Source organism: Pseudovibrio sp. JE062, assembly GCF_000156235.1.
Lineage (GTDB): Bacteria > Pseudomonadota > Alphaproteobacteria > Rhizobiales > Stappiaceae > Pseudovibrio.
Genome location: NZ_DS996810.1, coordinates 134644 through 159463 on the forward strand (window position 1 = coordinate 134644; position 24820 = coordinate 159463).

The 24820-nt window shown below is 51.6% G+C and carries 20 protein-coding genes; 11 read left to right on the forward strand and 9 right to left on the reverse strand.

Annotated elements, in window-relative coordinates; genetic code table 11:
* Nucleotides 1-24 precede the first annotated feature (24 nt).
* A complete protein-coding gene (gene accD, locus PJE062_RS15320) occupies nucleotides 25-945 on the forward strand; it encodes an acetyl-CoA carboxylase, carboxyltransferase subunit beta (RefSeq protein WP_008550714.1) in 921 nt (306 codons plus the stop codon).
* A 95-nt stretch (nucleotides 946-1040) separates the two neighbouring features.
* Complete coding sequence (locus tag PJE062_RS15325; RefSeq protein WP_208982340.1) at nucleotides 1041-2366, forward strand: folylpolyglutamate synthase/dihydrofolate synthase family protein; 1326 nt, start codon at nucleotides 1041-1043, stop codon at nucleotides 2364-2366.
* Between the two features lie 112 nt (nucleotides 2367-2478).
* On the opposite strand, the gene cysK is transcribed toward PJE062_RS15325, so the two are convergent.
* The 3 genes from cysK to dut form a co-directional block, all read right to left on the reverse strand.
* Nucleotides 2479-3444, reverse strand: coding sequence for a cysteine synthase A (gene cysK, locus PJE062_RS15330; RefSeq protein WP_008550522.1), 966 nt, complete (start codon nucleotides 3442-3444; stop codon nucleotides 2479-2481).
* Between the two features lie 256 nt (nucleotides 3445-3700).
* Nucleotides 3701-4378, reverse strand: a complete 678-nt coding sequence (locus tag PJE062_RS15335) for an HAD family phosphatase (protein WP_008550387.1) — start codon at nucleotides 4376-4378, stop codon at nucleotides 3701-3703.
* A 19-nt stretch (nucleotides 4379-4397) separates the two neighbouring features.
* On the reverse strand, nucleotides 4398-4856 hold the full coding sequence (dut, locus tag PJE062_RS15340; RefSeq protein WP_008550447.1) for a dUTP diphosphatase: 459 nt from the start codon (nucleotides 4854-4856) through the stop codon (nucleotides 4398-4400).
* Nucleotides 4857-5058: 202 nt separating this feature from the next.
* On the opposite strand from dut, the gene PJE062_RS15345 reads away from it, so the two are divergent.
* Nucleotides 5059-5835, forward strand: coding sequence for a class III extradiol ring-cleavage dioxygenase (locus tag PJE062_RS15345; RefSeq protein ID WP_008550294.1), 777 nt, complete (start codon nucleotides 5059-5061; stop codon nucleotides 5833-5835).
* Between the two features lie 778 nt (nucleotides 5836-6613).
* Here PJE062_RS15345 and mutS read toward each other — a convergent pair.
* Entirely contained in the window at nucleotides 6614-9349 is a 2736-nt protein-coding gene (gene mutS, locus PJE062_RS15350) for a DNA mismatch repair protein MutS (RefSeq protein ID WP_008550738.1), read from the reverse strand.
* A gap of 140 nt (nucleotides 9350-9489) precedes the next feature.
* Here mutS and PJE062_RS15355 point away from each other — a divergent pair, with 140 nt between their 5' ends.
* Both PJE062_RS15355 and PJE062_RS15360 read left to right on the forward strand, forming a co-directional pair.
* On the forward strand, nucleotides 9490-11772 hold the full coding sequence (locus PJE062_RS15355; RefSeq protein ID WP_008550490.1) for an NADP-dependent malic enzyme: 2283 nt from the start codon (nucleotides 9490-9492) through the stop codon (nucleotides 11770-11772).
* Nucleotides 11773-12021: 249 nt separating this feature from the next.
* The gene (locus PJE062_RS15360) at nucleotides 12022-15576 is read left to right on the forward strand and encodes a hypothetical protein (protein WP_008550551.1); all 3555 of its coding nucleotides are present in this window, start codon (nucleotides 12022-12024) and stop codon (nucleotides 15574-15576) included.
* Nucleotides 15577-15636: 60 nt separating this feature from the next.
* On the opposite strand, the gene PJE062_RS26560 is transcribed toward PJE062_RS15360, so the two are convergent.
* A complete protein-coding gene (locus PJE062_RS26560; RefSeq protein WP_008550568.1) occupies nucleotides 15637-15807 on the reverse strand; it encodes an SH3 domain-containing protein in 171 nt (56 codons plus the stop codon).
* A 219-nt stretch (nucleotides 15808-16026) separates the two neighbouring features.
* Between PJE062_RS26560 and PJE062_RS15370 the strand changes: the two genes are divergently transcribed.
* Nucleotides 16027-16743, forward strand: coding sequence for a phosphoribosylanthranilate isomerase (locus PJE062_RS15370; RefSeq protein ID WP_008550692.1), 717 nt, complete (start codon nucleotides 16027-16029; stop codon nucleotides 16741-16743).
* Between the two features lie 15 nt (nucleotides 16744-16758).
* Entirely contained in the window at nucleotides 16759-17973 is a 1215-nt protein-coding gene (gene trpB / locus PJE062_RS15375) for a tryptophan synthase subunit beta (protein WP_008550723.1), read from the forward strand.
* A 79-nt stretch (nucleotides 17974-18052) separates the two neighbouring features.
* Here the strand turns inward: trpB and PJE062_RS15380 are convergent, their stop codons facing one another.
* Nucleotides 18053-18964 carry a bifunctional helix-turn-helix domain-containing protein/methylated-DNA--[protein]-cysteine S-methyltransferase gene (locus PJE062_RS15380; RefSeq protein WP_008550384.1) on the reverse strand — a complete coding sequence of 304 codons (912 nt, stop codon included), beginning with the start codon at nucleotides 18962-18964 and terminating at the stop codon, nucleotides 18053-18055.
* Nucleotides 18965-19115: 151 nt separating this feature from the next.
* Nucleotides 19116-19625 carry a DUF2244 domain-containing protein gene (locus PJE062_RS15385; protein ID WP_208982342.1) on the reverse strand — a complete coding sequence of 170 codons (510 nt, stop codon included), beginning with the start codon at nucleotides 19623-19625 and terminating at the stop codon, nucleotides 19116-19118.
* Between the two features lie 100 nt (nucleotides 19626-19725).
* Here PJE062_RS15385 and nth point away from each other — a divergent pair, with 100 nt between their 5' ends.
* Nucleotides 19726-20445, forward strand: a complete 720-nt coding sequence (nth, locus tag PJE062_RS15390; RefSeq protein ID WP_008550121.1) for an endonuclease III — start codon at nucleotides 19726-19728, stop codon at nucleotides 20443-20445.
* Between the two features lie 16 nt (nucleotides 20446-20461).
* On the opposite strand, the gene irrA is transcribed toward nth, so the two are convergent.
* Nucleotides 20462-20893 (reverse strand): iron response transcriptional regulator IrrA, encoded by a 432-nt coding sequence (gene irrA / locus PJE062_RS15395; protein WP_008550507.1) that lies wholly within the window; start codon nucleotides 20891-20893, stop codon nucleotides 20462-20464.
* 372 nt (nucleotides 20894-21265) lie between these two features.
* Between irrA and fabA the strand changes: the two genes are divergently transcribed.
* The 3 genes from fabA (at nucleotide 21266) to fabI (ending at nucleotide 23975) form a co-directional block, all read left to right on the forward strand.
* Nucleotides 21266-21781, forward strand: coding sequence for a 3-hydroxyacyl-[acyl-carrier-protein] dehydratase FabA (fabA, locus tag PJE062_RS15400; protein ID WP_008550291.1), 516 nt, complete (start codon nucleotides 21266-21268; stop codon nucleotides 21779-21781).
* Nucleotides 21782-21875: 94 nt separating this feature from the next.
* On the forward strand, nucleotides 21876-23093 hold the full coding sequence (gene fabB, locus PJE062_RS15405) for a beta-ketoacyl-ACP synthase I (protein ID WP_008550472.1): 1218 nt from the start codon (nucleotides 21876-21878) through the stop codon (nucleotides 23091-23093).
* A gap of 54 nt (nucleotides 23094-23147) precedes the next feature.
* A complete protein-coding gene (fabI, locus tag PJE062_RS15410; RefSeq protein ID WP_008550674.1) occupies nucleotides 23148-23975 on the forward strand; it encodes an enoyl-ACP reductase FabI in 828 nt (275 codons plus the stop codon).
* A gap of 85 nt (nucleotides 23976-24060) precedes the next feature.
* Here the strand turns inward: fabI and PJE062_RS15415 are convergent, their stop codons facing one another.
* Nucleotides 24061-24609, reverse strand: coding sequence for an SH3 domain-containing protein (locus tag PJE062_RS15415; protein ID WP_008550430.1), 549 nt, complete (start codon nucleotides 24607-24609; stop codon nucleotides 24061-24063).
* Nucleotides 24610-24820: the final 211 nt, after the last annotated feature.

Sequence of the window (24820 nt, forward strand, 5' to 3'; positions counted from 1 at the left end):
GAAATTAAAGACAGGCGGCTGCCCGTGAACTGGATTAACAACGTCGTACGGCCGAAAATCCGCAGCTTTCTCGAAAAGCGCGAAGTACCGGAAAACCTTTGGATCAAGTGCCCTGAAACAGGCGAGATGGTGTTCCATCGCGACCTTGAGGCAAACCAGTGGGTCGTGCCGAACTCCAACTTCCACATGCGCATCTCCAGCAAGAAGCGCCTAGAGTATTTCTTCGATAAAGGTGAGTACACCAAGATCGAAACTCCGGAAGTTACTGTCGATCCTCTCAAGTTCCGCGATCAGCGCAAGTATGTTGACCGCCTGAAGGACGCTAAAGCCAAGACCGACATGACCGACTCTGTTGTGGTCGCAAATGGTAAGGTGAACGGCTACGACATGACCACTGCTGTTCAGGACTTCGCCTTCATGGGTGGTTCTCTGGGTATGGCAGCTGGTGAAGCTATCATCCGCGGCATGGAATATGCTGTTGAGCACAAAACACCTTTCGTCATGTTTGCTGCATCTGGTGGTGCACGCATGCAGGAAGGCATCCTCTCCCTGATGCAGCTGCCACGCACAACTGTGACCGTGCAGATGCTTCGTGAAGCAGGCCTGCCTTACATCGTGGTGCTGACCAACCCGACGACCGGTGGTGTGACAGCTTCCTACGCGATGCTGGGTGACGTGCACATTGCTGAGCCAAATGCTCTGATCGGCTTTGCTGGCCAGCGTGTGATTGAACAGACCATTCGCGAGAAGCTTCCTGAAGGCTTCCAGCGCTCTGAGTATCTGCGTGATCACGGCATGGTCGACATGGTTGTGCACCGTCATGACCTGAAAGAAACCATTTCAAACCTGTGTAACCTGCTGATGAAGCGTGACGCTCAACTGCCAGTGCTTGAAGAAAAGCCGGCGGAACCAGAAGCAGGCACTGAGGTTGCAGCGACTTCCTAAATCCTCACGGGTTATGGACTTACGACTTGTTTTTAAAAGTCCGGCATACTGTGCCGGGCTTTTTCTTTATTGAATTCCCAGCAGGTGCAGAGCCTATGAACAAGATCGATATTGCCCTTAATCGCTTGATGAAACTTCATCCGGACGAGATTGATTTATCCCTTGATCGCATGCATCGGGTTCTCAAGGCGCTGGGAAACCCAGAGAAGCGCATTCCGCCGACTTTCCATGTAGCAGGCACCAACGGCAAAGGCTCTACTGGTGCGTCCATTCGTGCGCTTTTAGAAGCGCAGGGCAAGACGGTTCATGTTTACTCTTCCCCGCATCTGGTTCGCTTTAACGAGCGGGTTCGGCTGGGAGCGACAGGGCGGTTTGTTGATGATGAACCGTTGCTGGAGGCAATCAAGCGCGTTGAGAAGGCCAATGATGGCCATGAGCTGACATTCTTTGAAGCAACGACCGCCGTTGCGTTCTGCCTGTTTGCTGACAATCCAGCTGATTATCTGGTGCTGGAGGTTGGTCTTGGCGGTGTTCTGGATGCCACCAACGTTATTGAAAAGCCGCTGGTGAGCATCATCACACCGGTGTCCAAGGATCACGAGAACTTCCTGGGTGACAGCCTTGAAGGCATTGCGATGGAGAAGGCTGGTATTATCAAGTCGGGCTGTCCTGTTGTGGTTGGGCCTCAGGCGGATACTATTCGGGATGTGATTGAGAACAAGGCGGGCAGGGTACGGGCGCCGATCTGGTTCCAGGGACAGGAGTTTTCTGCCTGGGAAGAGGGCGGACGGCTTGTTTATCAGGATGAATTCGGCCTTATGGACCTTTCTCCACCAAAGCTTGCCGGTTTCCATCAGCTTTCCAACTCAGGCCTGGCTTTAGCTGCACTACGCGCTGCGGGCCTGCTGGAGAGCGAAGAGGCGCGAGCGGCCTGTGATAAGGCGCTGCGGTCGATCAACTGGCCAGCGCGGATGCAGCCGCTTTATGAAGGCAAGCTGTTTGAGAGACTGCCAGAGAACACAGAGATCTGGGTGGATGGGGGACACAACCCCGGTGCAGCGAAGGTGATCTCAGCTTTCCTTGCGGACCTGACTGACAAGGCCTCGCGTCCGACCTTTCTGGTGATGGGCATGATGAACACGAAGGATCCAGAAGGTTTCTTCCAGCAGTTTGAGGGGCTGGCAAAGCACGTGATGTGCGTGCCGCTGACGACCACGGCTGCAGGACGTTTTCCAGAGGAGCTTGCCGAAATTGCACAGGCAGCGGGCCTGTCTGCCTCGTCTCATGAGACGCTGGAAGATGCTATCTCTGAGGTTGTCGGGCGGTCATTGGATGAGGAAGAGGCACCACGCATTCTGTTTGGTGGCTCGCTGTATCTTGCAGGTGAAGTGCTGGATAAAAACGGCACGCCGCCAGAGTAACGCTTATTCGATTCAGACTCGAAATGAGTTTGGATTCGCATTCGAAATGGTATTACGCATGAAAAAGGGAGGCCAATGCCTCCCTTCATTTGTTTCGGGCTGTTGCCAGAACTTATGCTTCCAGACCTTCGAACAGGGCCGTGGAGAGGTAGCGTTCTGCGAAGCTTGGGATGATGATGACGATGTTTTTGCCAGCCATCTCATCACGCTTGCCAACTTCGATTGCTGCTTTCAGCGCTGCACCGGAAGAGATGCCGACTGGAACACCTTCCGTCTTTGCAACTTCACGGGAGAGCGCGAAGGAGTCTTCGTTGGAAACGGTGACCACTTCATCATAAACAGCCGTGTCGAGTACGCCTGGTACAAAGCCAGCGCCGATGCCCTGAATTTTGTGCGGTCCTGGCTGACCACCAGACAAGAGCGGGCTGTCAGCAGGCTCAACAGCAACCACGTGAAGCGCTGGGTTACGCTCTTTCAGGACCTGAGAGGTGCCTGTGATGGTACCACCAGTACCGATGCCGGATACGAACACATCAACGTTGCCGTCGGTGTCATTCCAGATTTCTTCCGCAGTGGTGCTGCGGTGGATCTCAGGGTTGGCCGGGTTTTCAAACTGCTGCGGGATCACAGCATCCGGGATCTCCTGCCGGAGCTCTTCAGCACGTGCAACAGCACCCTTCATACCCTTTGGACCTTCAGTCAGATCAATCTCAGCGCCGAGAAGCTTCAGCATCTTGCGGCGTTCGATGGACATGGTCTCTGGCATCACGAGGATCAGGCGGTAGCCTTTCGCAGCTGCGACGAATGCCAGCGCAATGCCGGTGTTGCCTGATGTTGGCTCGATCAGAGTGGTTTTGCCAGGAATGATCTTACCTGCCGCTTCCATCGCCTCAACCATTGCAACGCCGATGCGGTCTTTCACGCTGGAGATTGGGTTGAAGAACTCAAGTTTGGCCAGCAGGTTGCCTTTTACGCCGTGAGCTTTCGCCAAGCGATCCAGACGTACGATTGGTGTGTTTCCGATAGTCTCAGTGATGGAAGAGTAAATTTTTCCACGACCCGGCTTGGAAGTGCTCATCGAAATCCCCTTTATACAATTATCCAGTGAGATTGAGCCCTGTCCCCACGTCAGAATCCCGAAGGCGGGCTCATCAAAATCCTCACTGAAATGTAGGAAGTGTATCGAGGGTTTTCGAGGTTTCAAAAACCCTGAAAACTGCCAGATGTAGAAACAAGAGATAAATATTCCGCATTTCTTAGAATTCGTTTCTACTTGATTGCGGAATTAGTATCGTCTTTTGCAGGGATCGAACGTGGCTTGAAACACGCAGCCTTTAAACTGCGGTTTCATCCAGAGACTTGAGGCCGAGAAGAGCTGGCAGTTCAGACATGTGGCCGAAGGTGATCGCGCCAAGCGCTTTGGCTTGTTCGATGTCTGCATTTGCATCGCCGGTGTAGTTGAAGACGCGCATTCCTGCGGCTTTTGCGGCCTTGATGCCCGCAATACTGTCTTCAATCACCACGCACTGCTCCGGCTTGTAGCCCATGCCTTTGGCGGCATAGAGGAAGATATCTGGCGCTGGCTTGCCCATCTTACAGTCCTGCGCGGAGTAGAGGACATCCTTAAAGGTTTCCCAAAGACCGGAGGAGCCAAGAGTCATCTGCATTTTCTCATAGCGACCGGAGGAGCCGACACAAAACGGAATACCTTCTGCCTTCAGGTATGCGACCACATCCAGAATACCCGGAATTGGCTCAATACCAGCTTCGAACGCAACCAGATCGGCTTTGCGCACCTGTGCGGCCCAATCATCGGGAAGTTTTTTACCGCTCAAACGCTCAGCTTCTTCCTTGATGGTGTCCATCGCGGTGCCGGTGAAGCGGTGGTGACAGTCCAAAGGCGAGAAATCGAGACCGATTTCCTTCATGAAGCCGGAGAGGACCTCATTCGCTATGGTTTCGGTGTCGACGAGAACGCCATCACAATCGAAAATCACCAATTCCGGCTTCATATTACTTCCCTGTATTCCTTTAGAGACCTGAGGAGCCAAATCCGCCAGCACCACGCTCGGTTGTTTCCAGCTCTTTCACTTCTTCGATCTGCACCTGAGTCACTGGCGCAACAACCATCTGCGCGATACGCATGCCGCGCTCAATCACAAAAGCTTTCTCACCCAGATTGATGAGAATGACCTTCACTTCGCCCCGATAGTCTGCATCAACGGTGCCTGGCGTGTTCAGAACGGTCACGCCATGCTTGGCAGCAAGGCCGGAACGAGGGCGGACCTGACCTTCGTGGCCAGATGGCAGCGCGATGGAAAGGCCTGTTGGCACCATGGCGCGCTGGCCCGGTTGCAGCGTGATTGCCTCTTCATTGGCAGCCTGCAGATCCAGCCCGGCAGCTTCTGCGCTTTGGTAAGCAGGAAGCTCCAATCCTTCGCTATGGGGAAGGCGCGTAATTTTCAGTGTTCGTGTCATGAAGAGGCCCATTGATAAAAAGCTCCTCTATCTAGCAGGTGTTTCACGCTTCTTCCAGAGGTCGCGTGAAATTCCGTTGGGCTGAGTGAATGGATAATACTTGTTTTAGTGAACAGTCCTATCAGCTTTACTGAGATTGGTTAGGTTTAGTTGATGTAATACACTGCAAGAGATAGGAAATTCATCAACAAACCGAAACAAAAAAGCGTTTCACATGAAACAATCGCCTCTCTTTTTACCTCATGGAGCACCAGATCTCGCTATAAGACCTGAGCTGGAAGCTCATCAGTTTCTCAAAAACCTCGCGAAATCAGAGGGTAAGCCAAGGGCTTTGCTGGTCATTTCACCTCATTGGCAAACAGAACGGCTGAGCATCAATGCTGCCGGACCATTGAAGACCATTCACGATTTCCGAGGTTTCTCACGCCAACTCTATGAAATGCAGTACGAAGCAACCGCCGAAAGTTGGCTTGTTTCCCGCGTGTATGAGGCCATCACGCGCTATGGCCTGAATGTGCGGGAGGATGACACGTGGGGACTGGATCACGGCGCCTGGGTACCTCTGTCTCTGGCGTTTCCTGACGTGGATGTGCCCGTAGTTCAGGTATCCTTGCCGTATTCCTATGGCAGTGAAGAAAGTTTCAATCTGGGGCGGGCTTTGGCTCCGTTGGCGGAAGAGGGCATCCTTGTCATCGGTAGTGGTGCGCTGACGCATAACTTCTCTGAGGTTAGCGGCAGCGGTGACGCGCCGAACTGGGCTCTGGAATTTGACCACTGGATCACAGAGCTTGTCGAACAAGGGGAGACCTGCGCTCTGCTTTCCTCCGGCATTCACAAGTACTATCAGAAGGCCTTGCCAACCGATGAGCACTTCCTTCCGCTTCTGGTGGCCTATGGAGCTGCGGGTGAGCATGCCTATGGTGAAAAGCTGCATGAGAGTTTCACCTACCGCTCCATCAGCATGAGTGCATTTCGGTTTCGTAACAGGTAGTTGCGCAGAGGTTGCGGAGGAGGAGCCTCCCGCCGTCATCCCGGGCGAAGCACAGCGAAGACCCGGGACCCATAACCCTAGTATCAGTGATTTGCTGAGGCCTGAGTTAATCAGCAAGGTTGGGGGGGGTATGGATCCCGGCTCGGGGGCCGGGATGACACCGAGTGGATGGCTCCTTGCCTCAAAAACTTATCCCCCCCGTTTGAAACCATGCCCATACTAAACCCATGCCTACGTAACGGGCTGCTGGCGGAGCGACCGTCAGTGTGTCGTAGGCTGGGCGGGGCTATCGGGAGAGGTAACGCAGCTTTCGGTGGTCCGGTGAACCGAACTTCAAACGTGGCCGCATGGTTTGAGGGGAAGGGCCCAGGAATATAGGGTATCACGCGGTGGTGGACGCGGATGTACCGGCAGGGCAACCTGCTTTTACTGAGGAGTCTGTCAGAGACAGAGGAACTGTTTGGGCAGGGAAACCTGACTGGATAAGCCACTGTCTTTCCGGGAAACCGGCTGACGGGAGACCCGTCATTCATGCCTTATAGGCAAAAGAGGCGACGTTGTTCATCCCAAGAAAGCCCGGGCAAGGCGTGTAGCCAATGCCGAAGAAACTAACTTAACAAACAGCGCAGGTATTGCCTGCCGCCTTGCTCATCCCGATTATCGGGTTTCACATGAAAACACCGCCGGAAATTTCCAGCGGTGCTCTTTGTGCTAACATTTATGGATCCCGACTCGGTGGCCGGGATGACGATAGCAGGCAGTTTCACCTCAAAAGGGCTTAGCTTGCGCTCAGCTCTTTCTGCTTTTGCTTAAGCGCGTAGAGCGCCTCCTGCGCCTGACGTGGTGTCATATCATCCGGATCAAAGCTATCCAGCAGTTCCACCAGCTCATTGGACACAAAGCTCTCTTCTTCTTCCGGCTCCGGAATGGTTTCCAGCGGCTGGGAGAAAGAGGCAAAGAGCGGCAGGTCATCTAGCAGCTTCTCAGAAGGCTTGTTGGTGTCTTGCTCTTCCAGCTGTTTCAGGATCTTTTGCGCACGGCTGACAACGGTTTTCGGCAGGCCAGCAAGCTTTGCAACCTGAATACCGTAGGACCGGTCTGCAGCACCCTCGACGATCTCATGAAGGAAGACAACGTCACCCTTCCACTCTTTTACACGAACAGTTGCGTTGTTGAGACGCTCCAAGCGCTGCGAAAGCGCTGTGATTTCATGATAGTGGGTCGCGAAGAGTGAGCGGGACCGGTTGGTTTCGTGCAGATGCTCAATGGCCGCCCAAGCGATGGAGAGGCCATCAAACGTTGCCGTTCCGCGGCCAATTTCATCAAGAATAACAAGCGAACGGTCGGTTGCCTGATTGAGGATCGCAGCGGTTTCTACCATCTCGACCATGAAGGTTGAGCGGCCTCTTGCAAGGTCATCTGCAGCACCAACACGGGAGAACAGGCGGTCCACGACGCCAATGTGGGCATTCGTTGCAGGAACGAAACTACCCATCTGCGCCAGTACAGCAATCAGAGCGTTCTGGCGCAGGAAGGTGGATTTACCGGCCATGTTAGGACCGGTAATCAGCCAGATCTGGCCGTTTTCATAGCTTTCCTGCGGGCCGAGATTGGCATTGTTTGCCACAAACGGTTCGCCAGATTTGCGTAGAGCTTGCTCAACAACAGGGTGGCGACCACCTTCGATGGTGAAGGCGAGTGAGCCATCAACAGCTGGGCGGGAGTAGTTTTCCGCCTCTGCCAGAACGGCAAGCGAGGTGGACACATCGAGAATAGCCAGCGCTTCTGCGGCGGCTTTGATGAGACCACCTGCAGCAACGACGGCTTTGGTCAGTTCATTGAAGATTTCCAGCTCGATTGCCAGAGCGCGCTCACCAGCACTGGCGATCTTGCTTTCCAGATCCGCCAGCTCGGTGGTGGTGAAACGCATAGCGCCGGCCATAGTCTGACGATGGATGAAGCGGGCAGGGTCATCCTTCATCGGATCACACTGCGCTGTTGGCGCTTCCATAAACCAGCCAAGCACGTTGTTGTGTTTGATCTTCAGGGAACGAATGCCCAACTCTTCCGCCAAATCAGCCTGCATCTGAGCGATGACCTTACGGCTTTGATCACGCAGAGCTTTGAGCTCATCAAGGTCCGGATTGTAACCCGGCGCGACGAAGCCACCATCCCGCTTGAGGAGCGGCGGCTCTTCAGCGATAGCTATACCAAGCTTTTCGCCGAGTGCATGCGGCGCCTGTTCCAGCTTTTGCACGGCAAAGCCGACTTCCTGCGGATAAGCACCACCGGATGCGAGCAATCCTGCGATTTCACGTGCTGACTTCATCGCAAACGCGATGGACTGCAGATCCCGCGGGCCACCACGGTCCACAGCAAGACGGGACAGGGCGCGGGACATATCCGGCGCGGACTTCAGCAGACCACGGATATCTTCACGCTGCATGGTGTCCGATGCGAAAAACGCAATGGTATCCTGACGATGACGGATTTGTTCCGGATCCGTAAGGGGACCTGCCAGACGACTTGCCAACAGACGAGAGCCAGCACCAGTCACGGTTTTGTCGATAGCGGACAGCAGGCTGCCACGACGCTCGCCGGAAAGGGTACGGGTCAGCTCCAGATTAGCACGGGTTGCCGGATCGATCAGCAACTGGCCAGCCGCAGCTTCCTTCACTGGCGGATCCAGAGGAGGGCGCTCTCCCAGCTGTGTCTTGTCGATGTAGGCCAGAATACCACTGGCGGCGATTAGCTCTGCACGAGTGTAGTTGGCGAAACCGTCCAGCGTACCCACGGAGAAGTAGGTGGAGAGACGATCCTGAGCGTTTGCGCCATCAAAGAAGGTGCGCGGAACAGGAGAAAGGGCAGCGCCAAGTCCTTCGACTGTTGCTCGCAACTCAGTTTCCTGCAGCAGCGCATCTGCCAGCACCAGTTCGGAAGGATCAATACGCGCCAGATCAGCAGCAAGGCGCACATCATCACTCTCGGCCACGCGGAACATGCCGGTGGACATGTCGATCCAGGCAAGGCCGTAAAGATTGCCGTCTGCCGCACTGCCTCCTTTGACGCGGGCAAGGGAAGCGAGGAAGTTGTTGCGCTTTGCATCCAGCAGGCGATCTTCGGTGATCGTACCCGGGGTTACAAGACGCACCACATCGCGGCGAACAACAGATTTGGAACCACGTTTCTTGGCTTCTGCCGGGTCTTCCGTCTGTTCGCAGACAGAAACACGGTGGCCTAGGCCAATCAGCTTTTGCAGATAGTCGTCAGCAGCATGCACAGGAACGCCACACATCGGAATATCGTCACCATTGTGCTTACCGCGCTTGGTGAGCGTAATTCCGAGAGACTGGGATGCTATCTCTGCATCCTCAAAGAACAGCTCGTAAAAGTCGCCCATTCTGTAGAACAGGAGGCTGTCCGGATTGGCTGTCTTGATCTCAATATATTGCGCCATCATGGGTGTGACGCGGCCTTTTGCTGGGGAAGGCTTTTCAATATCTGCTGTAGTCATGGCGCAGACACTAGCAAATGGTTCTATGTGTTTCACCCGTGTCCGTTTAGTTCACAGCTTGAGAACGCGAATTTACGGGGATAATGTCGTCCAGTGATATTTGAAAAGAACACTGCGCTTGAGGGTGAGGAATTTTTCGCATGCCAACCACTGATAAAACAGCAAGCTCGCAGGTCAGCTTTACTGACCAAGACGCGTTAGCCTTCCATAACGAAGGAAAACCGGGCAAGCTTGAAATTTCGCCAACCAAGCCAATGGCTACTCAGCGCGACCTGAGCCTGGCCTACTCCCCCGGCGTTGCTGTTCCTGTGCTGGCAATCGCAGAAGACGCAAGCCGGGCTTACGATTACACCACCAAAGGCAACATGGTTGCCGTTATCTCCAACGGTACCGCAATTCTTGGCCTTGGTAACCTTGGCGCATTGGCCTCCAAGCCCGTGATGGAAGGTAAGTCTGTCCTCTTCAAGCGCTTTGCAGATGTGGATTCCATCGACCTTGAAGTGGACACTTCCGACGTTGAGGAGTTCATCGACTCCGTAAAGCACCTCGGCCCTTCCTTCGGCGGCATCAACCTTGAAGACATCAAGGCACCGGACTGTTTTATCATCGAGCAGCGTCTTCGTGAGATCATGGATATTCCAGTGTTCCACGATGATCAGCACGGCACCGCTATTATTGCGGCAGCTGGCCTGATCAACGCGGTTCATATGACGGATCGCGACATTAAAGACGTTAAAGTGGTCTGTAATGGCGCGGGCGCGGCGGGTATTGCGTGTATTGAGCTAGTGAAGGCGATGGGCGTTCCACATGAGAACGTGCTGCTTTGCGATACAAAAGGCGTGATTTATCAGGGCCGTGAAGCTGGTATGAACCAGTGGAAGAGCGCTCATGCCGTTAAGACCGAAAAGCGCACGCTTGAAGACGCATTGGATGGAGCAGATGTGTTCTTTGGAGTGTCCGTTAAGGGTGCCCTGACGCCTGACATGGTCAAGTCCATGGCACCGAACCCAATCATCTTTGCGATGGCGAACCCTGATCCGGAGATCACTCCGGAAGAAGCTAAGGAAGTGCGTCCTGATGCGATTGTTGCGACCGGGCGCTCTGATTATCCGAACCAGGTAAACAACGTTCTCGGCTTCCCTTACATCTTCCGTGGTGCGTTGGACGTTCATGCGACAACGATCAATGATGAAATGAAGATCGCATGTGCGCAGGCGCTTGCAGAGCTGGCTCGTGAAGATGTTCCTGATGAAGTTGCAGCAGCTTACCGCGGCAGTCGCCCTCGTTTCGGTCCCGAATACATCATTCCGGTGCCGTTTGATCCGCGTCTGATCTCCCGCATTCCGCAGGCTGTTGCGCAAGCAGCAATGGATAGCGGTGTGGCTCGTCGTCCGATCGTGGACATGGATGCTTATGGTGCGCAGCTTCAGGGTCGTCGTGATCCGATCGCTGGTACGTTGCAGCGAATTATCTCCAAGGTTCGCCAGAACCCGAAACGGATTGTTTTCGCGGAAGGTGAAGAGCCAGCGGTTATTCGTGCGGCCTCTGCCTTTGTTGCTCAAGGGTTGGGTGAAGCAATCCTTGTTGGCCGTGAAGATGAGATCCGTGCAAACGCGACATCTGCCGGTATTGATGTGAACCGTCCGGGTATTCGTCTGGACAGTGCACGTTCCTCCACCCGCAACGCAGATTATGCCGAGTACCTGTACTCTCGTCTGCAGCGTAAAGGCTATCTGCAGCGCGACTGCCAGCGCCTCGTCAACAATGACCGTAACTATTGGGCAGCCATTATGGTTGCACGAGGGGATGCAGATGGTGTCGTAACGGGTACGACGCGAAACTATTCCGTTGCGCTGGAAACCATCAGCCGCTGTATCGACACCAAGCCTGGGCACCGCGTGATTGGTGTTTCGCTTGTTGTGACACCGGGTAAAACGGTTCTAGTGGCTGATACCGCTGTTCATGATATGCCGACTTCTGAGGAACTTGCGGATATAGCGGAAGAGGCAGCGCACGTTGCTCGCCGTCTGGGTTCTGAACCACGTGTGGCTATGCTGGCGTACTCCACATTCGGCCACCCTAAGGGGGAGCGGACTGAGCGCCTTCAGGAAGCGGTGAAGATCCTTGACCGTCGCCGGGTAGACTTTGAGTATGACGGTGAAATGGGCGCAGATATCGCGCTCAACATGGAGAAGATGGCGGCTTATCCGTTCTGCCGTCTGAATGGGCCTGCCAACGTGTTGATCATGCCAGCGTTCCACTCTGCTTCCATCGCAACAAAGCTGTTGGAAGAGCTTGGAGGCTCAACGCTTATTGGACCGCTGCTGGTGGGTATGGATAAGCCGGTTCAAATTGTGCCTATGGGTGCAAAGGACAGTGAGATCTTCAACATGGCAGCTATTGCAGCCTACAATATCACCTAGGTCTGACGGAATTGTGAGATCAAGAAAAGCGTCGCTCCTGCGGCGCTTTTTTATTCCCTAAGCAACTGAATGCTCTACACTTCCTGTAGATCACAATTTTAGAAGTTACATCTCTTTAAAAATTAGCCAGAAGACTTCAAATCTCTCTTCACCGTGCCCCCAAATGCATGCGAGCTGGCTCCATATTTATGGATATTGTTGGCCCAACAAGAATAGCCTCAGGAAAAGGCTGAAGTTGGGAGTCGATCTATGGCTAAGGGTACGCTCGAAGTTGCTGAATACCAATGGGCACAGAAGTTTTACAAACACAACTCATGGCCATTTGATGAGTATGACGGCGACCCGACACCTGCTTCGATTGAGGCTCACTGCAAAAATCGTTCTGCTCAATACAAAGCGGAACTTGCAAGCTATAAAGCACTAAAACATACCCTAGAGTCAGATGCTCAAATTCAGACGTTTGATAGTCTTTGTGATCAAACTCAAAGTCGCATGAAAAACGCAGATGATCTTTTGCAGGTAGGCAACTTTCTTGATGCGGACAGCACTCTCGATGACATCGCAGCACTCGTTGATGGTGTTGGAATTTTGGTAGGAAAGAGTAGAGCTACAGAGCAGCAGAAAAACGGTGTTGATGGTCAGCAAAACGTTGAAAGCGCAGTACCGCATGTTGATCCTCTTCAAGCTCTGCAACAACGAGCAACGGAATTTTCTGCAAAGCTGAAAGGTTACAAGGCTGAGCGGAAGATACTCGTTTCAAAAGACCAGAAGACCCTGTTTGATCAACTCTTCAAGCAAGCTGCATCGACAATGACATACGTCACCAGTCTGGTAAAAAACGGCGATGCGGCAGGTGCTGACCAGCGGCTGTTTGATGCAGAAGCACAGTTACAAGGCGTGCAGCAAGTGCTTGAAATGCAGAAGCAGACTGTTCGCGAAACTGAGAGTATCAAAACGGCGATTAAAGAAGCTAATACCCGTCTTTCAGAAGCCAATGGACTTCGCAAGACCATTAAATCCCCTCAAGAGCAAAAAGCATTCGCGGATTCTTCAAAGCAAGCAAAGGGGCAAGTTAAGCAGATTGAGGGCTTGCTCAAACGACATGAACTTGAAGCCTGTAAGGACGAGTTAAAGACCCTCGGTAATCTAGTTGAAAAAACAGAAAGTTACGTCAAATTTGTTTCCGTTGATCCGAGCCTTAGCAGGGAACTGAAAACGACACGGATCGAAATCCAGTCTTGCTATCAGCAGGTAAATGAAGTTCCTGACAAAGCCCTCAAACGGGATTTTGAAAAGAACTATCAAGTTGCAATCAACCTACTTGCAGAAACAGAGGATCTGATTGAAGGGCATGGACGTTCTTCTGAAGAGGCCATTACAGCCAACTTAGCTACGCTCAAGAACTTAACCGAAACGCTGATAGATTGCGTGGTCAACGCAAAAGAAACGGCAGAGAAACAAGCAACTAATCCAACTCAAGGAAAGCGGTCGAGGCCTGATTCAGCCACAAAAAATGCAGCTCAGAATGCTTTGAACAAAGCTCTTGCGAACTGCATGGGATCTTTGGATGAGGCTCAAGCAAACCTCAATGAAGTTTTGAAGGCCGGAGCAGAGATTAAAGATCCAGCTCTTGCCAGCAGCTTTGCCCAGTATAGTAGCGCAGCTCAAGCCTACATTACCGAAGGGTTGCAATACGTTGCGGATAGAAAGCTGCAAGAAGCACGGGGCAAACTTGCTACCTGTGAGGATGCAATCAACTCGATGATTGCATTCTTGGAATCTGCGCACTCGACATCTGAAAACCAAGATGAAGTTTCTACTGATCATCAGCAAGAATCCAAGGTCTCTGAAATTGAGCCAGACACTTTTCAGGCTGGTGACGATGAACAGAAAGCTGCCTTGGCAGATTGTAAAAGGCTACTGGATCAACTCGCAGCCCGTCGAGCCAGTGCTGTCGCAAAAAATCCTCAATTTCAGCAGGAATTTCAACACGATGAATTTCTGACATTCAAAGTCATTTCCGAGGAGTTTGAGAGTCAGATTGATGCACTGATTGCCAGCGGTAATGCAGCGGATGCGAAATCAAGATTACAAGACTTTGAGAATGTCGTCCAAAGTTTGGAAGACAGTGCTCAGAATGCCTTCTCATCTGCTACTCAGCCCGAAGGAAAACAAGGCAGACAACCCGAACTTGATCCGGTTCTGGAAGCTTCGTTGAATACTTGCCAGGCCCAACTGCAAAAGTTGATCGGGCGCTACAACAAAGCCATGGTAGGAAACCCTCAATTACCTGATCAGTCTCTTCAAAATACATTTTTGACTTACCAAATGGTGTGGGAGCAGCTCAGTAGCCAAGCAGAGCATTTGATACAAGAAAATCGTCTTAAAGATGCTGAAAACAGGCTATCTGAGCTCGAAAGTGTAGTCGCAAACATCGAGGATTTTGCGAAACAGGGAGCACAGCCAAATGAGCAAAGCCAACCTCCTGAGATTGCCCAAGTCAGCAAAACGCGTGAAGACTATCTGAAGCAGTATGAGTCTTTGGACGCTAGCAAGAGCGTGTTCTTGCGACAAGAATTATTGATTAAAGACCCAGAACTGCTGGCTGAGTTTCAAACTATTAAAGTTCTGTTTGAATTCGCAATGCCAGAAGCAAAAAGATGCATCAATGCAGACCAGTTGGATGGGCTATCAATTGTAATGGCATCTCTTGAAGAACACAGAGATCAGTTAAATACCATTCTCAATCGTGCGCGAGTACAAAACGCAGAAGCACTTGCGAAACGCAAACAGGAGCAAGAAGCAGCTAAGCAGGCCCGACTTGATGCTGCCCCCGCTGTTTCCTTTAAGGATGCAGAGAAGCTCGCCTCGAAGCTTTCAGCAATGCGCAAATACGTGAAAGACTCAGCTAAGTTGAAAATCTTCGATGAGCAAGCAAACTTTGTCAGGTTGTCGATTGCACAGTTAAAAGAAATGGCAAAAACGGGCCAGACTAGCCAGATTGATGAGATCCTCAAAGCTCTGGGCCGAGCAAAGGCAGAGCTGCAAATGCTTGCGGATGAAAACCGCCAGATTCAGGTCAAATATTCCAATCGTGCACCGGGCATCCGCAATAATGTAGATGCACGCAAAAAGCCGAGTGGTGAAAATCCGCAGTTTTTCTGTGAGGTGCAGGAAGGGCAGTTTTGCTTGAAACACGCCATTAATGCCTGCCTCGGCTTCCAAGCAACGGACAAAAATGATTTGCTGGATGCAAGCCTCGTCAATCACCTGAAAGCTTATGAAAGCAAGACCGATGAAGAGTTCTTGCGGTACGCATCAGGTGTTCTTAAACGCAAAGTAAAAACTCTGCGACAAGAGCATCAGAAGGACCCCAAAAAGCTCGCTCGCGAGGTTGCGACAGAAGAATATAAGAAACTCTACAAGACTGACCCTCTTCAGGATATCAGCAACAAAGGCAGCATCGCAGATGTGGGGCTAGAGTTATTGAAGGCACAGCAGCAAAAACTTGGCCTGCCAGACCCGCAAATTACTTACATTGAACACACAAAAACACCCGCAGAAGAAGATATTGCCCGTGAGTTACTCAGTCATGTTGTCAACTCTGGTGAAGACCGGTTCGTGATTAATATCGGCGGCCATTATGTAGCTTTCCGTCAAGTGGAAGAGGGGGACTGGTATTTAGTGAACAGCACCAGTTCTGCAGCAACGAAGATGGACCCGGTTGAATACTGCCTCAACCATATAAAGTCTTCGGGAACACGCTTGCCAGTTATCCATTTTGAGAAACAGGTAGCGCTATAACTCGGGATTCTTAAAGAGTGAACAGTTCAATGAATTGCATTCTACTGTTCACTCTATCATTTAAACGCGGCGCATGTAGCCTTTGTAGACCCAGCCTATTTGTTCGGAGGTTTGTGGGTCACGGATGCCAAGCCAGTTGCCTTTGCAGTCGACGATGTTGATTGCCTGGTTGGAAATGAGGCGGCCAACGACATTGTAGTTGGTTCCGGGACCGGTACGAAGGTTAAGCACGCCTGATTTCAGAGGCTTAACTGCATAGGTACCTGCACATCCCTGATTAAATCCAATGGGCACTTGCGGTTGGTGCTGGTAAACTGTTTGCGCGGAGGGGCTGCTTGCAAAGGCAACGAGCGCGCCACATATACCAAGAGTCATTAGACTACCGCGATAAACTCCAGATTTTCTCATTGGCCCTGTCCGTTTCAGGTTCCATATAATGACCAGAACAGGGTGACAAACCCTGATTATTTTGGTCTAACGGTCATTCTGGTATTGCTTGAACACGGTGCAAATATGGTCTCTTCCGCTACGATAAAAATCTGCGGCATCTCTACAAAGGAAACTGCGGACGCGGTTACGAAAGAACAAGTCGATATGATCGGATTTGTCTTTTTTCCGAAAAGTCCGCGTTATGTTTCCATCGCGCAGGCGAAAGAGCTGGCAGACCATGTGCGTGGCAAAACGAAGATTGTCGCGCTTACCGTGAATATGGATAATGCGGGACTGAAGGAAATCGTCGACAACATAGCGCCGGATGTTCTGCAACTGCATGGCAGTGAGAGCCCTGAGCGCTGCGCGGAAGTGCGTGAAACCTTTGGTGTTCCCGTCATGAAGGCCTTCGGCATCTCCACCGCAGAAGACGTTGAGGCACTTAAGCCCTATATTCCGCAGGTAGACAGATTTCTGCTTGATGCGAAGCCACCAAAAAATTCCGAAATTCCGGGAGGAAATGGTGTCAGCTTTGATTGGAAACTGCTACAAGGCCTAGAACTTGGAAAGCCTATCATGCTTTCTGGTGGCCTAAGCCCTGAAAACGTCCGTGAAGCCTTGGCTATCTCTGGTGTGAGTGATGTCGATGTGTCTTCCGGCGTAGAACGCGAGAAGGGCGTTAAAGACATCGAGTTGATTGAGGCTTTTGTGCGTGAAGTGCGCAGCGTTGCCGAGTGAATTTGGGAAGAGTTAATGAACCAGCAAGCCAACACATTGCGTTCCGGTCCGGATGATCGCGGCCACTTTGGTGATTTTGGGGGTCGTTTCGTCGCTGAAACGCTCATGCCTTTGATCCTGGATCTGGAGAAGGCTTACAACGACGCTAAGGCTGATCCGGCATATGCGGCAGAGCTGAAGAACCTGAACACCCATTATACCGGTCGCCCATCTGCGCTGTATTTTGCTGAACGCCTGACTGAAGAGCTGGGCGGCGCGAAGATCTACTTTAAGCGCGATGAACTGAACCACACCGGGTCGCACAAGATCAACAACTGTATCGGTCAGATCCTGCTGGCTAAGCGCATGGGCAAAACCCGCATTATTGCTGAGACCGGTGCCGGTCAGCATGGTGTGGCAACTGCAACAGTTTGCGCACGTTTTGGTTTGCCTTGCGTGGTTTACATGGGCGCAACTGACGTTGAGCGTCAGAAGCCAAACGTATTCCGCATGAAGCTTCTGGGCGCTGAAATTGTTCCCGTTACTGCTGGTGCAGGTACACTGAAAGATGCGATGAACGAAGCGCTGCGTGATTGGGTGACCAACGTGGAAGACACGTATTACCTGATCGGTACAGCTGCTGGTCCGCATCCTTATCCAGAAATGGTTCGTGACTTCCAGTCAGTGATTGGTGAAGAGACCAAAAAGCAGCTTATGGAAGTAGAAGGCAGACTTCCTGATGCGCTTGTCGCTGCTGTTGGTGGTGGTTCCAACGCGATTGGCCTGTTCCATCCATTCCTTGATGACCCTTCCGTTGAGATTTACGGCGTTGAAGCTGGCGGTAAAGGTCTGGAAGGTGAGGAGCACTGCGCTTCTTTGAATGCGGGTAAGCCGGGCGTTCTGCATGGCAATCGTACTTACCTGCTGCAAGATGATGACGGTCAGATCCTTGAAGGGCACTCTGTTTCTGCTGGTTTGGACTACCCAGGCATTGGCCCTGAGCACTCCTGGCTGAAAGATACTGGTCGCGTGAACTATGTTCCAGCGACTGATACAGAAGCTCTGGATGCATTCCAGATGCTGACCCGTGTTGAAGGTATCATTCCGGCTCTGGAGCCAAGCCATGCGCTGGCTCAGGTTATCAAGATGGCGCCGCAGATGGACAAAGACCAGATCATCGTTATGAACCTTTGTGGTCGCGGTGATAAGGACGTCTTCACCGTCGGTAAGCTCCTCGGCTTTGACCTGTAAGCTCTTATGATATCATAAGAAAAGGCGAGCCAAGTGCTCGCCTTTTTCATTTACACCGTTTAAATCGGATGTGAAACGATCAGCCTGTTGCGGCTAGTCCATCAAGAACGCCGGAGACACCGGCTTCCCAGCCAAGAATGGCGCGCTTGCGGGTGATGCCCCAGTGGTAGCCGCACATATTCCCCTTTGCGCCCAGCACACGGTGGCATGGGACAACGAAGGACAGTGGGTTCTTACCAACTGCGGTCCCCACTGCACGAGAGGCCTTTGGGTTGCCGAGGTTGCTGGCGATCTCCGAGTAGGTGGTGGCTTTACCCATCGGGATCTTCAGGAGTGTTTGCCAGACGCGGATTTCAAAGTCCGTTCCGATGAAGACAACGCGAAGTGGTTGATCTTCCTTCCATTTGTTCGGCTCGAAGATACGAGAGACATAGGGTGCGGTGAGCTGCTGGTTTTCCTCAAACTCAGCTGCAGGCCAACGCTCACACATATCAGAGAGAGCTTTTGCCTCTTCACCAGCATCCGCGAAAGCAAGGCCTGCCAGACCACGCTCAGTGACCATCAGGAGTACGAGGCCAAACGGGCAGGGGTGGAAGCCCCAATTGATCTTCACCCCGGCTCCACGGCGTTTATAATCGCCGGGTGTCATGGCTTCATGGGTCACGAATAGATCGTGGAGGCGTGCTGGACCAGAAAGGCCAACTTCAAGAGAGGCTTCGAGAATGCTTGCTGAATCTTGCAGGAGACCGCGGGCGTGATCGATGGTGATTGCCTGCAGAAACTGTTTTGGAGTGATGCCGGCCCATCTTGAGAACACACGTTGAAGCTGGATTGGTTGCAGACCAACACTATGCGCGAGTTCTTCCAAAGATGGCTGCTCTCTCCAGTTTTCCGAGATGCCTTGAAGGGTTTTTTGAACGACGCGGTAGTCCTCAAGAGCAGAACTGTCTTCTACAAACGCACCATCTGCGAGATTTGCTGCTTTAAACATCTTAGGTCTCGGCTCTTAAGCTTTCTTCGCGCATCTTATCCGAAAACCGGTGTCCGCTTTTCGGCAATACGCAAAAGATTTCATTCTGATTGCGTGAAATCTAGATGATCCTTAGCGGAAGAGCCACCCGAAACGCGAGTATGCCTTTGCTTTAAGCGTTATCGAAGCCCCGGTGTCGTGCGGAATGGAGAGCCTGTGAGAAGGCTGCGGCGAAACTGGTTCTGTCATCTGGATTCAGGAATGAGCCAACGATGAGGAACAGCTGGTCGGAGCGAACTAAAATGCGTGTCACTCCAACATCATCGTCCCGCTCGATATGGAGTTTCATGTGAAACGGGTTGAGCACGTACTCTTGCACTTCGCCTTTGTAGGTGACGTGCTTAAGCCTGACCTCCAGCGGAGAAACGCTGATTTCTTCATAAGTTTCAGCGGTTGTGAAGTTGTGCCGGAAGGCCAACCAGAGGAACAGAATGGGTAGAGAAAGCAGAATTGGTGCGGGCCAGAGGCCCATGAGGACCAGAACAATCGAGTAAAAGGCCACAATCAGGCCTGCGCACCAGAGAACGATGTTCACGCCTCGGCGGGATAGTGAGCGGTGCGGGGTTAGAACAGCCTGAAAGAAAGGGGGATAAGGCTCCCGCTTTTGAAGATCATGGGGCATTGGTGCTATTTCGCACTCTGTTTCATTGCTACTCTTTATCTCTTCAGAGTATAGAGCTTTCAGAGCCTACGCAAAGTCACTTATTTCCTTCGAGAGTCCTATGGTTGACGCCACCAAAACAAAGAAGGTTGCATCTTCTTCCAGTACACGCAAAAAGCCGGTTTCCCGATCAAGGTATTCTAAAGCCGAGATTTACGAGATCTTTGCGACATTCGAAAAAGACAACCCGGAACCGGAAGGAGAGCTCAACCATTCCAATGAGTTCACACTGTTGGTGGCCGTCGTATTGTCGGCTCAGGCGACTGATGCTGGTGTGAACAAGGCGACGAAGCATCTGTTCCAGATTGCAGATACGCCTGAGAAGATGGTTGCGCTTGGTGAGGACAAGATCCGCGAAGAAATCCGGACTATCGGGCTTTACAAGAACAAGGCGAAGAACACGTTCCTGCTCTCACAAATGCTGATTGAGCAGCATGGTGGGCAGGTTCCTCAGACACGTGAAGAGCTGGAAGCATTACCGGGCGTTGGCCGGAAAACCGCAAATGTTGTGCTGAACATTGCTTTTGGGCAGCCAACAATCGCGGTTGATACACATCTTTTCAGAATTGCGAACAGGCTCGGCCTTGCCCCCGGCAAGACGCCGCTGGATGTCGAGAAAAAACTCGAGAAGGTGATACCACAGGACTTCATGCAGCATGCGCATCACTGGCTCATTTTGCACGGCCGCTACATCTGTAAGGCGCGCAAACCGGCTTGTGACCGCTGCATCATCTATGATCTTTGCAAGAGCAAAGAGAAAATTTTGAAAAATGCTGCCTGATTAAAAGCAGAAGCGCTTAGTGCGTCTGCTTTTTACGGAGGCGAACAACAACTTCCACGCGGGAAATTTCCATTCCTTCTGGTGGTACTGGCAAGTTGTCCAATGTCAGGCCACTGTCCGGAATATCAATCACACGGTTTTCATCTTCCAGGAAGAAGTGATGATGCTCAGAAGTGTTGGTGTCGAAGTAAGTCTTTGTTCCTTCAACAGCAACTTCGCGCAGCAGACCAACTTCGGTGAACTGATGAAGCGTGTTGTAAACTGTTGCCAGGGAAACAGGCACGTTTGCGAGGATAGCTTCTTCGTGAAGGACTTCCGCCGAAATGTGGCGATTACCCTGAGAATAAAGAAGCTCAGCCAGAGCAACGCGCTGACGTGTAGGGCGCAGACCTGCGTCTCTTAGCATCCCTGTTACATCTTGATGATCGTTAGCAATCTGCGAGCTCATTTTTTCCTACTTTAGTTCTTTAGGGTGCTGATGTTTTAACACCTACGCACCAATTCTACCAGCATTAGATTAAAAGCAACCTATTGACCTGCACCCAAGCACTCTCAATATAAGGGAACATAACCCTTGATACATCAAGCTAAAAACAAGCAGGAATAACCGGACTGCTTATAACAATAATAAGAATAGTATAAGTTTAACACAACTGCGTACATTGAGCACACGCAAACTCACATACATCGCTCTTTCGATCTTCGGGTTCGTGTGTTAGGAAGGCCCGAACAGTTAATACTTAGAACCATCGTTACGTTTAGGTAAGGTGAACCCTACGTTTTCTGGCCTAACACAAACGACAAATTATGCGGGAATAGAATGCACGAGAAGCGTTCAAGCTACGATAAAGAAGCTCTGCTGGCCTGTGGTCGCGGTGAGCTGTTTGGCCAAGGCAATGCACAGCTGCCACTTCCTCCTATGCTGATGTTTGATCGCATCACTGAAATTTCCGAGGAAGGTGGAGAGCACGGCAAGGGTGTAATCCGCTCAGAATTCGACATTAATCCAGACCTCTGGTTCTTTGAATGTCACTTCCAGGGTGATCCTGTAATGCCTGGCTGTCTCGGCTTGGATGCTCTGTGGCAGATGACTGGCTTCTACCTTGGCTGGTTGGGCGAGCCTGGTCGTGGTCGTGCGCTTTCTACCGGTGAAGTAAAGTTCACAGGTCAGGTTACTCCTGACGTAAAAATGCTGGAATTTGGCGTTGATATGAAGCGCGTTATGCGCTCCCGCCTGAAACTAGCAATCGCTGATGGCTGGGTGAAAGCTGACGGTGAGACTATCTTTGTTGCGAAAGACCTGCGCGTTGGTCTGTTTCAAGACGAAGCAAAATAAGTAATCAAATTATGCGAGGGTTTGTCATGCGGAATGACGAACCCTTTTTTGGAATTTGGTCCGTTTGGACCGCTTAGCCCACGGGAGACCTTAGATGAGGCGTGTGGTTGTTACTGGTATGGGTATTGTTTCTCCTCTTGGCAACAATGCTGAAGAGGTCAAGCAAAGCCTTTACGAAGGTAAATCCGGCATTGTTGCTGCTGAAGACTATAAGAAGCTCGGCTTCCGCTGTCAGGTTCACGGTGCCCCTAACCTGGATCCTTTAGAAGCACTTGGTCGCCGTACTGCTCGTTTTATGGGCGCAGGCGCTGCATGGAACTACATGGCCATGGAGCAGGCGATTGAGGATGCGGGTCTTTCCGAAGATCTGGTCACCAATGAACGCACTGGCCTGATCATGGGCTCTGGTGGTCCTTCTACCAAAGCGATCGTTGAAGCTGCGGATATCACTCGTGAAAAAGGTCCACGTCGTATCGGGCCAACCGCAGTTCCGAAAGCTATGAGCTCCACGAACTCCGCGACACTTGCAACTCCGTTCAAGATTCACGGCGTCAACTACTCCATTTCCGCAGCTTGTGCGACAACCAATATCTGTATTGGTAATGCTTTCGAGCTGATCCAATGGGGTAAACAGGACGTGGTTTTTGCTGGCGGTGGTGAAGAACTGGATTGGACACTCTCCAACCTGTTCGACGCGATGGGCGCAATGTCTTCCAAGTACAACGACACTCCTTCTACGGCTTCTCGTCCATACGACAAGAACCGTGATGGCTTTGTTATTGCTGGTGGCGGCGGTGTTCTGGTTCTTGAAGAACTTGAGCATGCAAAAGCTCGCGGCGCGAAAATCTATGCAGAAATCGTAGGTTACGGCCAGACCTCTGATGGTCACGACATGGTTGCACCAAGCGGTGAAGGCGCAGCGCGCTGCATGAAGATTGCGTTGAAGGACGTTGATTGTGACGTTGACTACATCAACCCACACGCAACTTCCACACCTGTTGGTGACATCAAAGAAATCGAAGCAATCCGCGCCGTATTCGGTGACAAGGTTCCGCCAATTTCTGCGACTAAAGCGCTTTCTGGTCACTCACTGGGTGCTGCTGGCGTTCATGAAGCGATCTATTCTCTACTTATGATGGAAGGCAATTTCATTGCTGCTTCTGCGCATATTGAAGAATTGGATCCGGATTTTGAGGATATGCCAATCGTAAGAGAGCGCGTAGATAATGCAGAGCTAAACTGCGTTCTGTCTAACGGCTTTGGCTTTGGCGGTACCAACGCAACTGTCGTGTTTAAGCGCTACAAAGACTAAGTTTGAGGTGCTGGGCTTGCTCAGCTCCTTTGATTTCGATTACAGGAGTTTTCTATGAGCAAGCTTATGCAAGGCAAGCGTGGTCTGATTATGGGCGTTGCCAATGACCACAGCATTGCCTGGAGCATTGCCAAAGCTCTTGCAGAACAAGGTGCTGAAATGGCTTTCACCTATCAAGGTGATGCCTTTGCCCGACGCGTAAAACCGCTGGCCGACAGTATTGGCTGCGATCTGCTTGTTCCATGTGATGTGGAAGACATTGATAGCGTGGATAACGTCTTCGCTCAGCTCAAGGAAAAATGGGGGACCATTGATTTCCTTGTGCACGCAATCGCGTTCTCAGACAAATCTGAGCTGCGAGGACGTTATGCTGATACTTCTCGCGATAACTTTGCCCGCACCATGCAGATCTCCTGTTTCTCATTTACGGAGATTGCAAAGCGTGCAGCGGAGTTGATGCCAAACGGTGGCTCCATGCTGACGCTGACCTATGGCGGCGCGACCAGTGTTATGCCAAATTACAACGTCATGGGCGTTGCCAAGGCAGCTCTGGAAGCTTCTGTACGCTATCTGGCGATGGACTTTGGTGATCAGGGCATTCGCGTGAACGCGATTTCTGCAGGGCCGGTTCGTACGCTTGCTGGTGCCGGCGTTTCGGATGCTCGTTTGATGTTTAACTTCCAGCAGAATAACTCTCCGCTGAAGCAAACAGTCACGAGCAAGCAGCTTGGTGGTTCCGCGCTTTATCTGCTTTCAGAAATGTCTGGTGGGGTGACTGGTGAAGTTCACTTTGTGGATTCCGGTTACAACATCGTTTCCATGCCACGTCTGGAAGAGCTGAAAACAGCTGAAAAGATGAACCGGGAAAAAGAAACGGTCTAAGCATCTCCTGATTAGTCAAATAGATATCAAAAAAGCCTCTGAGTTTCCTCAGAGGCTTTTTCTTTGATTAGCTTAGCTGGTGAGATCAATTATTGATCGTTTCGTTTTTGTAGACACCGAACAATCTGCTTTGATCAACCCAGCCTTCAAATTCCTTACCGGAGATGCGGCAGTAGCCGTCTGTGCATTCAACAACACCTGCCAGCACAAGTGGTTCAAGGAACGCAACGATCTCTTCATTTGGGCCAGGGCGCTTGCGAAGAGGGGTGGTTTCCACGGTATTTACCAGCCATGGTGTTACCAGCGCAGAGCGGTAGCCGGTGAGGAGGGTTTTGAACACCCAGCCTTCTTTGCCTTCCCAATCGCGAATGCGGCGCCAGTCGTCGTATTCCTGAACGACTTCAACCGGCAGCCTGCTGCGAACAAAAGTCCAACCAATGTCGTGTTTTCTGCTTGGGCCGTTGCGGACGTTTACACGGTCTGATTTGAGGCTCACGAAACGTGGAACTGGAAGACCAGACACGCCAGAACCCGCAGACTGCGCCTGAGCAGTAATTACGGATGGGGAAACAAAGAGGAATAATAGAAAAGCAGCTGCAAGGGCACCAAGAGCACGAAAACTTTTATTTTTCATAGCGATACCAAAACTTCCCGTAGGCTAATCCGTAATTTTCACTAAAATCGAGACACAAGTATCATACCTTAGATCTCGCGATTTCCGATAGTGGCTGCTATTAGATGTAGACGTGTTTGACAAGTCTTGTTTTCACCGGAACATTTGGTAATGAAACTTTGACAGCCTCTAAGACCTTTGAGTCATTGACTCATATGGTGAATAAGGCAGG